Here is a 13,656-nt window from a genome sequence, read left to right as displayed (position 1 = left end):
GGCACCTCACTCCGCACGACGGCCCCGGCCGGCCCGACGCACGCGGGTTGTCTCCTCGGCCGGTATCCGCTCCGCTTCGGCGAGATCGAGAATCCGCTGCTTTGCGGCCTCCCGCTCGGCCGCCTCGATCTCTTCGCCACGGCTCGCTGATGCCCGACGGTCTCTGCTGCCCATTTCCCGGCCCTTCGACGAGGGCGCGGCGGCAAGAGGATGGAGGATGATAACTGCTGCCGCCGTCACCCTCGATCATCCTGAGATCACGGAGAGCAAGTCGAGCGAGTCGCCTCGTCCGCTACGGCATGCCGGACAGAGCGAGTTCGCGGACAGCCGCAATGACCTCGTTGGTCAGCCGTCGAGACGCGGAGGCAACGGCTATCTGATCCGCCGCTGCCAACGTCTCGCGGGCCGCTGTCAGGTCGCCAGCCTGCCCCTGTGCGATGGCAAGGTGCACGAGGTTGCGCCCGTGCCAATCCGCTCCGGCCGCCTCCTCGCTCACCCCTGCGACACCCGTCATCAGCAATTCCAGCGCTCGGTCGTTCGCACGGCTGTCGGTCGCGCCGAGGTAGCGCCACGCGATGCCGTGCTGCACGGCGAAGAACGACCGCGTGTACCAGTAGCCCCACGGGGACAATGGCCCCTCCGCAGCCTGGTCGGCCAACTCGGACGCCTCGGCCAAGCAGCTACTCACTTCGGCGGCAGCCGCGCCCGCCATAGCCAATCCTCTAGCCTCCTGACCTGCGCAGTAGGCTCGCAGCGCAGCATCGACGCTGTCGTCCCGTCGAGCGGCGCGGGACAGTCCGACCATTGCCGGCAGATCACCCTGCCACTCCGCTTGGTGGCCCTGAAACGACAGCACAGTGGCGACTAGATTCTTGTTGCCGGCCTCGTTCGCCCATTGCAGAGCCCGCGCATGCCAGGTAGTCGCCGCACTCGCGTCCCCTCGGGCGATACCCAGCCATCCCGCGAACTGTGCCCACTGAGCAGCCATGTCCACCATCTCGGCTCTCGTCCCCACAGGTGCGTCGCGCAGCAGGGACACCACCGTGTCGAGTTGCATCCGGACCGCTCCCATCACGGGTCCAGACCCGATGGCATCCTCCAAGAGGCGGTAACCCGCGAGGAGATTGCCGAGAGCGTTGACCGCAGCGGAATCGACGTGGTGGGGCCGCAGCGCCGCAAATGCCAGCCGCTCCCCCACCTCCGGAGCCGTCGACACCATCCCGGCCAATGCTCCCTGTGCCTGGAGCGCCCGGTCCAGCCGGGCCGCGATCTCCACGGTGGGTTTGGTCTGCCCCGACTCGAACTGGTGAATCAGGCTCTTGCCGTGGTTGACAACGGCGGCCAACTGTCGCAGAGAAAGCCCCCGCTCCTCACGCAACCGCCGCAACTCAGCAGCGAAACGCGGGTCCACAATCGTGCTGGCACGTGGAGGCATATCCCGGTCCCCTCGTCGTCCGGACCTGTCCTAGGACTTGGCGTCGGGATCCGCCGCTTCACGCTGAGAAATTCGCCTCTGCTGGTCGTTGCCGAAAGGCCACGTTCCGATCCGCGTAGGCACCCACCCAAGAAGAGAGGTTGCGGTTCCCAGCGACATCCTCCACCGATTCATTGATCAATTGAAGCGCCGGCTCGCAGTTCTGCACTGACCGCCCGTCACCCCTCCGGCGACGGAGGGGTGACGGGCGGTCAGGCGCCGAAGCCGACGCGTTGGTTGCCGGCGGTGGCGACCTGCCGGACGGCCAGCGCCGCGTCGAGTGCGGCGACGGTGGCGGCCCAGCCCTTGTCCTCGGCGGAGCCGGGCAGCCCGGCCCGGTCGCGGGCCTGCTCGATGGTGTCGACGGTGAGCACGCCGTGTGCCACCGGCTTGCCCTCGTCCAGCGCGATGCGGGTCAGCCCGTCGGTGACCGAGCGGCAGACGTAGTCGAAGTGCGCGGTCGCGCCACGGATCACGACGCCGAGCGCGACCACCACGTCGCAGCGGCGGGCCAACGCCTGCGCGACCACCGGCAGCTCCACCGAGCCGGCCACCCGGGCCGTCACGGCCCGCGCCCCGCACGCCTGCGCGGCGGCGACCGCCCGCTCCAGCATGTGGTCGGTCAGCTCACCGTGCCACCGTGCGGCGACCACTCCCACGGTCATCCCGGACGCGTCGACCGGGGTCGTCCCCGGCTCGCCGAAACCCGCCATCTCGCCTACGCTCCGATCTCTTTGCCGGCGACCGGACGGCCCATCGGGGCCTCCGACACCTCGTCCAGGTCGAGCAGGTGCCCCATCCGGTCCCGCTTGGTGCGCAGGTAGCGCACGTTCTCCGGGTGCGGGCGCACCGGCAGGCCCTCACGGCCGGTCACGGTGAGCCCGTAGCCTTCCAGCCCGGCCCGCTTGGCCGGGTTGTTGGTCAGCAGCCGCATCGTGCGGACCCCGAGGTCGTAGAGGATCTGCGCGCCGGTGCCGTAGTCCCGGGCGTCGGCCGGCAGGCCCAGGTCCAGGTTCGCGTCGACGGTGTCCCGGCCCTGGTCCTGCAACTGGTACGCCTGGAGCTTGTGCAACAGGCCGATGCCGCGTCCCTCGTGGCCTCGGACGTAGAGGACCACGCCCCGCCCCTCCCGGGCCACCCGCTCCAGCGCGGCGTTGAGCTGCGGCCCGCAGTCGCAGCGCACCGAGGCGAAGACGTCGCCGGTCAGGCACTCGGAGTGCACCCGCACCAGCACGTCGCGCCCGTCACCGATGTCGCCGATCACCAGCGCCACGTGCTCGGCCGTGTCGTACTCGCTGCGGTAGCCCAACGCCCGGAACACCCCGTGCTCGGTGGGCATCCGCGCGTCGGCGACCAGCTCCACCTGCTTCTCGGTGCGCCGTCGGTAGGCGATCAGGTCGGCGATGGTGATCAGGGTCAGCGAGTGTTCGGCCCGGAACTTCTCCAGGTCCGGCAACCGCATCATGGTGCCGTCGTCGTTGACCAGTTCGCAGAGCACGCCGGCCGGACGCAGCCCGGCCAACCGGGTCAGGTCCACGGCCGCCTCGGTGTGCCCCGGCCGACGCAGCACCCCGCCGGTGCGGGCCCGCAGCGGCACCACGTGACCGGGTCGGGCCAGGTCGGCCGGGCCGGTGGCCGGGTCGGCGAGCAGCCGGATGGTGTGCGCCCGGTCGGCGGCGGAGATACCGGTGCTCACGCCCTCGCGGGCGTCCACGGTCACCGTGTACGCGGTCTGCCGCCGGTCCTGGTTCGTGTGGTGCATGGGCGGCAGGTCGAGCCGGTCGCACTCGTCCTCGGTGAGCGGTACGCAGATGAAGCCGGAGGTGTGCCGCACGGTGAACGCGAGCAGTTCCGGGGTGGCCAACTCGGCGGCGAAGATCAGGTCGCCCTCGTTCTCCCGGTCCGCGTCGTCGGTGACGATGACCGGTCGACCGGCGGCGATCTCCGCCAGCGCGTCCTCGATGCGATCGAAGGTCATGCCGGCACTCCGCTTCGCTCCGTGCCGCCATGAGGCAGCGCCTTACTGCACCGATGATTCGCTCGCTGACGCTCGCTCATGCCGGCACTCCGCTTCCGGTGGAGCGCGCGGTGAGCAGGCGCTCGACGTACTTGGCCAGGACGTCGGTCTCCAGGTTGACCGGGTCGCCGACGGTCCGGCCGCCGAGCGTGGTCAGCGAGAGCGTGGTGGGGATCAGGCCCACGGAGAACCAGTCGTCACCGACCTCGGCCACCGTCAACGACACCCCGTCCACGGTGATCGACCCCTTCTCCACCACGTACTTGGAGAGTGCGGCGGGCAGCCGGAACCGGACCGTCTCCCAGCGCGGCGCCGGTTCCCGGGAGATCACCTCGCCCACCCCGTCGACGTGCCCCTGCACCAGGTGACCGCCGAGGCGGCTGTTCAGTGCGGCGGCGCGTTCCAGGTTGACCGGGTCGCCGGCGCGCAGCGCGCCCAGCGCCGTACGCCGGAGCGTCTCGCCCATCACGTCGGCGGTGAACACTCCGCCGTCGACCTCCACCACGGTCAGGCAGACGCCGTTGACCGCGATCGAGTCGCCGTGTCGGGCGTCGGAGGTGACCAGTGGGCCGCGTACGGCGACCGTGGCCGAATCCTGTGCCGTCGGGGTGATCCCGACGACCTCGCCCAGTTCCTCGACGATGCCGGTGAACATGCCTAGCCCTCCCTCTTTCGGGGCAGCGCGGTGATCCGCAGGTCGGGACCGATCTGCGTAACGTCGGTGAGTTCCAGGTCGATGGCCTCGGCGATGGTGCTCACACCCGCGTCGACCAGAGCGGCGGGTCCGGCGCCGAGCAGCCGGGGAGCGAGATAGCCGACGACGCGGTCGACCAGGCCGGCGGCGAGGAACGCCCCGGCCAGGCGCGGGCCGCCCTCCAGCAGCACGGCGCGTACCCCGCGCCCGTGCAGCGCGGCCATCAGCGCGAAGAGGTCCACGCCGCCGTCCGGGCCGGTGCCCACCTCGGCGGCGGTGGCGATCCAGGTCCGGGCCGCACCGTCGCGGACCGCGGCGTCGGCCGGGGTACGCCCCGCCGAGTCGACCACCACCCGCAGCGGCTGCTGGATGGCGAGGCTGCCGTCGCGCAGGTTGCGGACGGTGAGCCGGGGGTCGTCGGCGAGCACGGTGCCGACGCCGACGACCACCGCGTCGACGGTGGCCCGCAGCGCGTGCACGTCCATCCGGGCCGCCTCGGAGGTGATCCACATGCTGGTGCCGTCGGCCGCCGCCGAACGGCCGTCGAGCGTCGCGGCGTACTTCCAGATGACGAAGGGCAGGCCCCGGCGCATGGCGGTCAGCCAGGCGATGTTGCCGCTCTCCGCCTCGGTGCCGCGTACCCCCAGGTCGACCCGGACCCCGGCGGCCCGCAAGGTCGCCGCGCCGCCGGTGGCGACCGGGTTCGGGTCCGGTACGGCGATCACCACGCGGGCGACCCCGGCCTGGACCAGGGCGGCGCTACAGGGGCCGGTGCGGCCGGTGTGGTCGCAGGGTTCCAGGGTGACGACTGCGGTGCCGCCCTTGGCGCGCCGCCCGGCCTGGGCCAGCGCGACGATCTCGGCGTGCGGTCCGCCCGCGTACGCGTGGAAGCCCTCGCCGACCACCTCGCCGTCGGCGTCGAGTAGGACGCAGCCGACCACGGGATTCGGACTGGTCGTGCCGAGTCCGCGCGCCGCGAGCTCGATCGCGCGACGCATCGCCTCGTCGACGGAGACGCTCGCCATCACCTGGCCCTGCCCTCTCGCTCTGCTCGCGCGGGCAGGAAGATCGACTCGCGAGCAGGCGGCGCAGATCCGGGTACGGCACAGCCGCCCCCGGCAGACGGTGGGCACGCCGAGAGTCCGGCGAACCACACGCCCGTGCCGTCCCGCGCGCTGTCTCCCATCCGGACTGTCTGGGTGCGGACCAGCCGCCCCCAACCGTCGGCCCCGGATTCTCACCAGGTCCACCGGGCGGACGAACCGCTCCCGGGTCGCGGGCTTACCACGGTCGGACCGTGGATCACCGCCGGTTCGGAATTACACCGAGTCCCGCCAGCGCGTGGTGGGTACTGAGGGAAGTCTTACACGCTTCGCAGGGTTCTGCGCCACCCCGGCGAGCTACTTCACATGTCGGTGACCGGGGTCGGCGACACCCCGACGGCGGTCCACCGCCACGTACGAGCCCGGTTGGCTCTTGGCCACGGTCTTCATCTCCGAGGCGATCGTCATCGCCTCCAGGGGGTCGGTGAGGCGTTTGTCCCGGTCCGAGACGGAGACCCCGATGGAGAGCGTGACCAGCGCGGCCCGCCGGACGTTGCCCCGCCGGTCCTTCAGCTCCACGTAGCCGCGTTCCCGGTCGGTCGGGTCGTAGAGCGCGTCGGCGGCCGTCTCGAAGTCCGCCGAGACCCGGGAGGTGAGCGGCAGGACCTGCTCCGGGGTGCAGACGAAGACGAAGTCGTCGCCGCCGACGTGCCCGAGGAAGGCCGGGGGCAACGCGACCGAGACCACCGCCCGGTGCAGGCTGCGGGCCAGCGCCGAGATGAAGCCGTCACCCCGGGAGAAGCCGTACCGGTCGTTGACGCTCTTGAACCGGTCGACGTCGATGTAGCCGACGGCGTAGTCCGAGCCGACCCGGATCCGGTCGGCGATCTCCCGCCGGATCCGGCTGTTGCCGGGCAGCCCGGTCAGCGGGGAGACCTCGCGGAACTCCTTGTTGCGCCGCAGCGTGGAGCTGACCCGGGCGACCAGCTCGGCGGTGTCGAAGGGCTTGACCAGGTAGTCGTCGGCACCGGCGCTGAGCCCGTGGACCTTGTCCACGGTCATCCCCTTGGCGGTCAGCATGATCACCGGCAGCGCGGCGGTCATCGGATCGGCGCGCAGCCGCCGGGTCAGTTCCAGGCCGTCCACCCGGGGCATCATCAGGTCCACCACGGCCAGGTCCGGCCGCTGCCGCTCGATCAGTTCGAGCGCCTCCTGACCGTCCCCGGCGAGCACCACCTCGAAGCCGTGCAGTCGCAGGTTCACCTCGACGAAACGGGCGATGTCCCGGTCGTCGTCGACGACCAGGATCACGTCCTTGTGTTCCCCGGCCGGCTCCACCTCAGGCTCCGGGCGCCGCGCGCTCCGCCAGCGCACGCAGTCGGCGTACGGCCTCGGCCGGGTCGTCCGCGCCGTAGACCGCAGTGCCGGCGACGAAGGCGTCGGCACCGGCTGCCGCGGCCTGCTCGATGGTGTCGGCGGCGATCCCCCCGTCCACCTCGATCCGCAGTTCGAGATGGCCGGCGTCCACGTGCCGCCGGGCGAGGCGGACCTTCTCCAGCAACTGCGGCATGAACCGCTGCCCGCCGAAGCCGGCCTTGATGGTCATCACCAGCAGCGTGTCGAAGCTCGGCAGCAGGTCCAGGTACGGCTCGATCGGGGTGTCCCGGTCGATCGCCAGGCCGGCCTTGGCGCCGGCTGCCCGCAGGTCCTTGGCCAGGGCCGCCGGGTCGTCACACGCCTCGGCGTGGAAGGTCACGTTGTACGCGCCGGCGTCGGCGTAGCCGGGTGCCCAGCGCTGCGGGTCCTCGATCATCAGGTGCACGTCGAAGGGCAGCCGGGTGGCGGCCCGCAGGCTCTGCACGACGGGCAGCCCGATGGTCAGGTTGGGCACGAAGTGGTTGTCCATCACGTCGACGTGCAGCCAGTCCGCGGCGTCCTCGACGGCACGGACCTCTTCGGCGAGACGGGCGAAATCGGCGGCGAGGATACTGGGCGCGACGATCGGCGGCGGTACGGTCACTGGGCCAGTGTACGAACGCGCCCGACGGTCGCGGCAGCACGCCACCAACGGGGACGCCCGGTGACTCGGGCGTGACCATTGGTGCAGAATGACCCCCTTCGGACCAGTGGAACCGGACGAAGCGGGGACTTGACTGGCCAATGGTCCGAATCGCGGCAACACTCCATCGGGGACGGTGACGGTAACGTGCAGGCCGGTGGGCACGGGAGCCGACAGCCGGGCGACGGTTCCCGGAAAGGGCGGACGATGCGACGGTGGCTCGCGACGCTGGCGCTGGCCGGCGCGGCGGCGATGGTGCTCAGTGGCTGCGTACGGCCGGGCGGGACGGACGGCGACATCACCAACGGTTGGCCCGCCCTGCGGGCGCCGACGATGTTCGTCCCGGCCACCGGTGCCTGCCTGCCCCGGATCACCCCGATCGTGCAGGCGGGCACATACGAGACGGTGGACTGCGCCCGCAACCACCTCGCCGAGGCGGTCCACGTGGGCACGTTCACCGGGTCGGACGCGCGGGGACGGCGACCGGAACCGGGCTCGGCGGCGCTGCGGACCGCGCGGGCCGAGTGCGACCAGCGGGCCCGCCTGGTGCTCGGCGGCGACTGGCACACCGCACGACTGACGATGAACATCGCGCTGCCCTCGGTCTCCGCCTGGAACGGCGGCGCCCGGTGGTTCCGCTGCGACCTGAGCGAGACCGACAGCATCGACAACACCCGCCCGGTCAACCGCACCGGCAGCCTGCGCGGTGCCCTCATCGGCGACTCGCCGCTGGTGCACCGCTGTTTCGACCCGAAGCTGATCGGCGACAACCTCAACTACATGGCACCGGTGCTCTGCACCGAACCGCACCGCGCCGAATTCGTCGGGGTCTACGTCGAGCGGGACATGAGCTGGAAGGAGTTCGTCGACTCCTCCGCCCGGGCGCACCAGCGGTGCATGGAGCTGATCGCCTCCTTCGCCGACGTACCGAACAACGCCGACCTGCCGTACCGTGCCGGCTCGATCTTCTATCCGCCGTCGCAGCGCGAGTGGGAGGAGGGCGACCGGGGAGTGCGGTGTTTCCTGTGGAGCGACGACCGCAAGCTGACCGGCTCCATGCGCGGTGTCGGCCCGCAGGGACTACCCGTCACCTGACCACGGTGCCGTATGCTGCCGCACCGTGGCGTGCCGTGTCCGCGGTCACGGCCACGCGCGGCAGGAGGTCGACGGGGGATGCGACGGTGGTGGATCGGGGTCGCGCTGGGCGCGGTGACGCTGGCGCTGGCCGCGTGCAGCACCAGACCGGCCGGCATCGACGGTGACCTGGTCGACGACTGGCCGGTGATGGCCGCGCCGGAGGTGTTCACCCCGGCGGCGCAGACCTGCCACACCCAACCGCAGGACGTCGGATACCTCGGCGGGTACGCGCCGGTGGACTGCGCGCAGCCGCACCGGGCCGAGACGCTGCACGTCGGGCGGCTGACCGGGGCGGGCGGGACGGCTCCGCCCGAGGCCGGCAGCCGGGCGATGCGCACCGCGTACGGCGAGTGCGACCGGGCCGTCCGGGGCGTGCTGGGCGGCGACTGGCGGACCGCCCGGATCGGGCTGACCGTCGTCTTCCCGTCGCCCCGGGCCTGGACCGGCGGGGCCCGCTGGTTCCGCTGCGACGCCCACGAGATGCGCGGGCTGGACACCCCCAACCCGGTCCGCCGCACCGCCAGCCTGGCGGGCACGCTGGAGGGGTCGTCGCCGTTGCGGCACGGCTGCTTCGAGGCCGAGACCAAGGGTGACGACGTCACCGAGATGGTGGCCGTGAAGTGCAGCGCCCGGCACCGGGCCGAGTTCGTCGGGGTGTGGAAGGCCCCGGCCACCAGCTACTCGGCGTTCCTCAAGGACAGCGCGCGGGCGCACCGCGCCTGCCGCAGTCTGATCGCGAAGTACGCCGGCGTACCCGACGACGGCAACCTGCAATACCGCGTCGGCACGATCTATTACCACCCCTCCGAGCCGGACTGGCGCAGCGGCGACCGTGGGGTGCAGTGCTTCCTGTGGCTGCACGAGCGCACCCTGACCCGGTCACTCAAGGGCGGCGGCACCCGGGCCCTGCCGATCACCTGACCGGCGGGCCCGGGGCGCTTCGCCCATGCCCGGCAACGCGGTGCGGCGAGGCTCAGGTGCGGCGCAGCAGAGCCAGGAACATCGCGTCGGTGCCGTGCCGGTGCGGCCACAACTGCACGGTCGGCCCGTCGCCGAGCCCGGGCATGCCGGCCGGCAGCAACGGCCGGGCGTCCACGAAGTCCACCGGTGCGCCGCAGCGGCGGGCCGCCTCGGTGACCGTCACGTGCGTCTCCACCACGTGCGGCGAGCAGGTCACGTACGCCACCACCCCGCCGGGGCGTACCGCCCGCAGCCCGGCGGTGAGCAGCTCACGCTGCAACCGGGTCAGGGCGGGCAGGTCCGAGGGCTGGCGCCGCCAGCGCGACTCCGGCCGGCGACGCAGCGAGCCCAGGCCGGTGCAGGGCGCGTCGACCAGCACCCGGTCGAAGTGTTCCTCCGGCAGCTTCGGCTCGCCGCCGACCAGCCGGCCGTCGGTGTGCAGCACGGTCACCGGCAGCCCCCGGGTCGCGTTCTCGACCAGTCGGGCCCGGTGCTCGGCCACCTCCACCGCGGTCAACCGCGCGTCCCGCTGCGCGGCGATCGCGCCGAGCAGCCCCGACTTGCCGCCGGGACCGGCGCAGAGGTCGAGCCAGCGGCCGTCCGGCCCGTCCAGCGGCGCGGCGGCGAGGGCGTCGGCCACCAACTGGGACCCCTCGTCCTGCACGTGCGCCCGGCCGTCGACCACCGCCGCCAGGTCGCCGGGGGCACCGCCGCCGAGATAGACCGCGTACGGCGAGAAGGCGCCCGGAGCGCCACGCACCTCGTCGGCGAGTTCGACCGGGTCGGCCCGGCCCGGCCGCGCGCACAGGTGCACCGGCGGGCGCTCGTTGTCCTCGATCAGCAGTCGGGTGGTCTCGCCGAGGTCCCCGCCGAGCGCCTCGGAGAACGCCCGGACGATCCACTGTGGATGGCTGTAGGCGAGGGCGAGGTGACCGATCGGGTCGGTCTCCAGCGGCGGTGCCAGCCGGGCCACCCATGCCTCGTTGTCGCGCTCGGCGACCTCGCGCAGCACCGCGTTGGCGAAGCCGGTGGCCCCCGGGCCCACCACCCGCACCAGGTCGACGGTGGACGACACCGCCGCGTGGGCGGGCACCCGGGTGTGCAGGAGTTGGTACGCGCCGATCCGCAACGCGTCACGGACCGGCGGATCGATCCGCTGCACGTCCCGACCGGCGGCGGCGGTGAGGATCGCGTCGAGCGTGCCGACGTGGCGCAGCGTGCCGTAGGTCAGCTCGGTGGCGAAGGCGGCGTCCCGGCCGATCAGTCCCTCGTCGCGCAGGATCGCCGGCAGCACCAGGTTGGCGTACGCGTCGTCCCGGTGCACCGCCGCGACCGCCTCGTACGCGGCGTGACGTGGCCGGTCCGCGGCGTTGCGCCCGCTCCGGGGGCCACGGCGCTCGGGCCCTCGACGAGCGGTGGTCTCCCTCACGCGAACTCCTCCCCGGTGGCGACCCGGACACCGCGTGCCCAGTCGGTCGCCGGCATGACCCGCTTGCCCGCCGCCCGCACCTCGCCGAGGCGGACCGGGACGGTGGCCGTGCCGGCCAGCACCCGCGCCTTCTCCACCAGCAGCTCACCGGGCTTGAGATCGGGGCCGTCGGGTGCCGGGGTGACCGGGCCGAGCTTCACCCGCTCGTCCCGGAAGGTCGTCCACGGGCCGGGCGCCGGGGTGCAGGCGCGGATCCGGCGGTCCACCGCGAACGCCGGGTCGGCCCAGCGCACCCGGGCATCCTCGACGGTCAGCTTCGGGGCCAGCGAGACCCCGTCGGCGGGCTGCGGTTCGGCGCGGGCGGTGCCGTCCTCCAGCGCGTCCAGCACCGCCACCAACAGCCCTGAACCGCTGTCGGCCAGCCGCTCCAGCAGGTCGCCGGAGGTGTCGGCGGGTCGGATCTCGTCGGTCAGGGTGCCGTACACCGGCCCGGTGTCCAGCCCCTCCTCCAACTGGAAGACGCTGGCCCCGGTCAGCTCGTCGCCGTGCAGCACGGCGTGCTGCACGGGTGCGGCACCCCGCCAGGCCGGCAGCAGCGAGAAGTGCAGGTTCACCCAGCCGTGCCGGGGGATCTCCAGCGCCACCGGGGGCACCAGCGCGCCGTAGGCGACCACCGGCACGCAGTCCGGTGCCAGCTCGCGCAGCCGCTCCAGGAACTCCGGCTCCCGGGGACGGGCCGGGGTCAGCACCTCGACGCCGTGCTCGTCGGCCCAGGCGCCGACCGGTGAGCGTTGCAGGCCACGACCGCGTCCGGCCGGGGCGTCCGGCCGGGTGACGACGGCCACCAGCTCGTGCCGCGAGGCGGCCACGGCGGCGAGGGCGGGGACGGCGACGGCCGGCGTACCGGCGAAGATCACGCGCATCGACTCACCGCCCCAGACCGAAGGGGCTGCCGCTGCCGTGCGGGCTCAGCTTCACCGTGGGCGGCGCGGCGACGTCGTACCACTCGGCCTGCCGGATCGCCTTCATCGCCTCCTTGCGGCCGGCCTGGTCCAGCCGGTCGATGAAGAGCACCCCGTCCAGGTGGTCGGTCTCGTGCTGCACGCAGCGCGCCATCAGGCCGGTGCCGACGATCTGCATCGGGTCGCCGTAGCCGTTGAAGCCCTTGGCGATCACGTTCTGCCGTCGCTTGGTGTCGAAGTACAGCCCGGGGATGGACAGGCAGCCCTCCGGGCCGTCCTGCTCCTCCTCGTCGGGGAACTCCAGCACCGGGTTGACCAGGTGACCGAGCACGTCGTCGACGTCGAAGGTGAACACCCGCAGGCCCACCCCGAGCTGCGGCGCGGCGAGGCCGGCGCCGTTGCGCTCACGCATGGTGTCGGTCAGGTCGGCGACGAGCGAACGCAGCTCGACGTCGAAGTCGACCACCGGATCGGCCGGCGTGCGCAGCACCGGGTCCCCGAACAGACGGATGGGCTGAACGGTCACGCGGGTCGGCTCCTTAACGGTGGGACGGGAGTGCCGTACCAGTCTACGGAGTGCCCGCGGAGGTGCCGGTCGGCGCACCACGATCGGCGTGCGGCGCCAGCTCGCCGACGGTGACCGGCAGCGTGTCGTACCCGCGCAGGGTCAACCGGGTGCGGTGGCGGGGGGTGCCCGCCGAAGCCAGCCCGGGCAGTCGCCGCAGCACGGCCGGGAACGCCACCTGCGCCTCCAGCCGGGCCAGCCCCGCACCGAGGCAGTAGTGCGGGCCGGCACCGAAGGAGAGCGGGCCGAGCTGGGCCCGCCACGGGTCGAACCGCGCCGGCTCAGGGTACCGCCGGGGGTCGCGGTTGGCCGCGCCGAGCAGCACCAACATCCAGCTGCCGGCGGGCACCTCGACACCGCCGAGGCGGACGGTCGCGGTGCTGGTCCGGGTGGTCAACTGCACCGGCGAGTCGAAGCGGAGCAGCTCGTCGACGTACGCCGGGGCGTGCTCCGGGTGGCGGCGCAGCACGTCGGCCTCCCGCGCGTGCGCCAGCAGCACCGCGAGGCCGTTGCCGAGCAGGTTGGTGGTGGTCTCGAAGCCCGCCACGAGCAGCACCACCAGGTTGGCCAGCAGCTCCTCGCCGGAGAGCCGGTCACCGGCGTCGTGCGCCTGCACGAGCGCGGTGGTCAGGTCGTCGGCCGGCTGTCGGCGGCGGGCCGCCACCAGCTCGGTGAAGTAGTCGCGCAGCTCGGTGGCACCGGCGTCGGCCACGGCCAGCTCCGCCGGGGTGATCTCGGGTTCCAGGACCCCGGTCAGGTCGGCCGCCCACCGCCGGAACAGCGGACGGTCGGCGGACGGTACACCGAGCAGCTCGCAGATCACCGCGACCGGCAGCGGGTAGGCGAACTCGGCCATGAAGTCGACGGGTACGCCGTCGCGGCCGGCCGCCGCCATCGCCGTGATCAGCTCGTCGGCCTGGGCGGACACCACGTCCCGCATACCCGCGATCCGGCGCGGGGTGAACGCGCCCGCCGCCAGGCGCCGCATCCGGCTGTGGTCCGGCGGGTTGGTCCGCAGCATCGACCGGGCGATCGACGACAGCGCCGGGCTCTCCCGCCACTGCGGCAGGACCTGGTCCCGCAACTCGCCGTCGAGCACCTGGAAACTCGGGTCCCGGAGCAGTTCGTCGGCCTCGGCGTACCCGGTCACCACGAACAAGCCGGGACCGGCCGGGACGACGTGCCCGAAAGCACGCATCCGCTCGTACGCCGGATAGGGATCGACCCGCCCGGTGGGCGACATGAGTAGCGCGAGCGTGCCGGCGGCGTCCATGGCGGCCTCCTGCGGGTCGGGAGGTTCCATCATGCCCGCGCCG

Annotated in this window: 12 protein-coding genes and 1 pseudogene; 2 read left to right on the top strand and 11 right to left on the bottom strand. The window is 72.7% G+C overall.

Going from position 1 to position 13,656, the window contains the following annotated elements; translation table 11 throughout:
- Nucleotides 1-292: 292 nt before the first annotated feature.
- The 7 genes from HUT12_RS11175 to rpe form a co-directional block, all read right to left on the bottom strand.
- A complete protein-coding gene (locus tag HUT12_RS11175; RefSeq protein ID WP_131052973.1) occupies nucleotides 293-1,435 on the bottom strand; it encodes a helix-turn-helix domain-containing protein in 1,143 nt (380 codons plus the stop codon).
- Nucleotides 1,436-1,686: 251 nt separating this feature from the next.
- Nucleotides 1,687-2,187 (bottom strand): 6,7-dimethyl-8-ribityllumazine synthase, encoded by a 501-nt coding sequence (gene ribH, locus HUT12_RS11170; protein ID WP_176093313.1) that lies wholly within the window; start codon nucleotides 2,185-2,187, stop codon nucleotides 1,687-1,689.
- Nucleotides 2,188-2,192: 5 nt separating this feature from the next.
- A complete protein-coding gene (locus tag HUT12_RS11165; RefSeq protein WP_131057558.1) occupies nucleotides 2,193-3,452 on the bottom strand; it encodes a bifunctional 3,4-dihydroxy-2-butanone-4-phosphate synthase/GTP cyclohydrolase II in 1,260 nt (419 codons plus the stop codon).
- Between the two features lie 76 nt (nucleotides 3,453-3,528).
- On the bottom strand, nucleotides 3,529-4,146 hold the full coding sequence (locus tag HUT12_RS11160; RefSeq protein ID WP_131057555.1) for a riboflavin synthase: 618 nt from the start codon (nucleotides 4,144-4,146) through the stop codon (nucleotides 3,529-3,531).
- A 2-nt stretch (nucleotides 4,147-4,148) separates the two neighbouring features.
- Nucleotides 4,149-5,210 (bottom strand): bifunctional diaminohydroxyphosphoribosylaminopyrimidine deaminase/5-amino-6-(5-phosphoribosylamino)uracil reductase RibD, encoded by a 1,062-nt coding sequence (gene ribD / locus HUT12_RS11155; RefSeq protein ID WP_176093312.1) that lies wholly within the window; start codon nucleotides 5,208-5,210, stop codon nucleotides 4,149-4,151.
- Nucleotides 5,211-5,585: 375 nt separating this feature from the next.
- On the bottom strand, nucleotides 5,586-6,602 hold the full coding sequence (locus HUT12_RS11150) for a response regulator (protein ID WP_254876775.1): 1,017 nt from the start codon (nucleotides 6,600-6,602) through the stop codon (nucleotides 5,586-5,588).
- Nucleotides 6,568-7,248 carry a ribulose-phosphate 3-epimerase gene (gene rpe / locus HUT12_RS11145; protein WP_176093311.1) on the bottom strand — a complete coding sequence of 227 codons (681 nt, stop codon included), beginning with the start codon at nucleotides 7,246-7,248 and terminating at the stop codon, nucleotides 6,568-6,570. Before rpe ends, HUT12_RS11150 begins: the two co-directional genes overlap by 35 nt.
- Nucleotides 7,249-7,494: 246 nt before the next feature.
- Here rpe and HUT12_RS11140 point away from each other — a divergent pair, with 246 nt between their 5' ends.
- Both HUT12_RS11140 and HUT12_RS11135 read left to right on the top strand, forming a co-directional pair.
- Complete coding sequence (locus HUT12_RS11140) at nucleotides 7,495-8,382, top strand: septum formation family protein (RefSeq protein WP_176093310.1); 888 nt, start codon at nucleotides 7,495-7,497, stop codon at nucleotides 8,380-8,382.
- A 78-nt stretch (nucleotides 8,383-8,460) separates the two neighbouring features.
- Nucleotides 8,461-9,345, top strand: coding sequence for a septum formation family protein (locus tag HUT12_RS11135; protein ID WP_176093309.1), 885 nt, complete (start codon nucleotides 8,461-8,463; stop codon nucleotides 9,343-9,345).
- A 52-nt stretch (nucleotides 9,346-9,397) separates the two neighbouring features.
- On the opposite strand, the pseudogene HUT12_RS11130 reads toward HUT12_RS11135, so the two are convergent.
- The 4 genes and pseudogenes from HUT12_RS11130 to HUT12_RS11115 all read right to left on the bottom strand — a co-directional run.
- Nucleotides 9,398-10,765 (bottom strand): annotated as a pseudogene (locus HUT12_RS11130) (RsmB/NOP family class I SAM-dependent RNA methyltransferase); the annotation flags it as partial.
- A 44-nt stretch (nucleotides 10,766-10,809) separates the two neighbouring features.
- Entirely contained in the window at nucleotides 10,810-11,736 is a 927-nt protein-coding gene (gene fmt, locus HUT12_RS11125) for a methionyl-tRNA formyltransferase (RefSeq protein WP_131055812.1), read from the bottom strand.
- 4 nt (nucleotides 11,737-11,740) lie between these two features.
- Nucleotides 11,741-12,301: a peptide deformylase gene (def, locus tag HUT12_RS11120; protein ID WP_131055810.1), complete on the bottom strand. Its 561-nt coding sequence runs from the start codon at nucleotides 12,299-12,301 to the stop codon at nucleotides 11,741-11,743.
- Nucleotides 12,302-12,344: 43 nt separating this feature from the next.
- Complete coding sequence (locus tag HUT12_RS11115) at nucleotides 12,345-13,613, bottom strand: cytochrome P450 (RefSeq protein ID WP_131055814.1); 1,269 nt, start codon at nucleotides 13,611-13,613, stop codon at nucleotides 12,345-12,347.
- Nucleotides 13,614-13,656: the final 43 nt, after the last annotated feature.

It is taken from the genome of Verrucosispora sp. NA02020 (assembly GCF_013364215.1).
GTDB lineage: Bacteria > Actinomycetota > Actinomycetes > Mycobacteriales > Micromonosporaceae > Micromonospora.
This window is presented reverse-complemented; position numbering and strand designations above follow the sequence as displayed.

What these genes read in the sequence shown, in the direction of transcription:
- HUT12_RS11175 (WP_131052973.1), bottom strand. Translation starts at nt 1,435, where the DNA reads ATGCCTCCACGTGCCAGCACGATTGTGGACCCGCGTTTCGCTGCTGAG.
- ribH (WP_176093313.1), bottom strand. Translation starts at nt 2,187, where the DNA reads ATGGCGGGTTTCGGCGAGCCGGGGACGACCCCGGTCGACGCGTCCGGG.
- HUT12_RS11165 (WP_131057558.1), bottom strand. Translation starts at nt 3,452, where the DNA reads ATGACCTTCGATCGCATCGAGGACGCGCTGGCGGAGATCGCCGCCGGT.
- HUT12_RS11160 (WP_131057555.1), bottom strand. Translation starts at nt 4,146, where the DNA reads ATGTTCACCGGCATCGTCGAGGAACTGGGCGAGGTCGTCGGGATCACC.
- ribD (WP_176093312.1), bottom strand. Translation starts at nt 5,210, where the DNA reads ATGGCGAGCGTCTCCGTCGACGAGGCGATGCGTCGCGCGATCGAGCTC.
- HUT12_RS11140 (WP_176093310.1), top strand. Translation starts at nt 7,495, where the DNA reads ATGCGACGGTGGCTCGCGACGCTGGCGCTGGCCGGCGCGGCGGCGATG.
- HUT12_RS11135 (WP_176093309.1), top strand. Translation starts at nt 8,461, where the DNA reads ATGCGACGGTGGTGGATCGGGGTCGCGCTGGGCGCGGTGACGCTGGCG.
- fmt (WP_131055812.1), bottom strand. Translation starts at nt 11,736, where the DNA reads ATGCGCGTGATCTTCGCCGGTACGCCGGCCGTCGCCGTCCCCGCCCTC.
- HUT12_RS11115 (WP_131055814.1), bottom strand. Translation starts at nt 13,613, where the DNA reads ATGGACGCCGCCGGCACGCTCGCGCTACTCATGTCGCCCACCGGGCGG.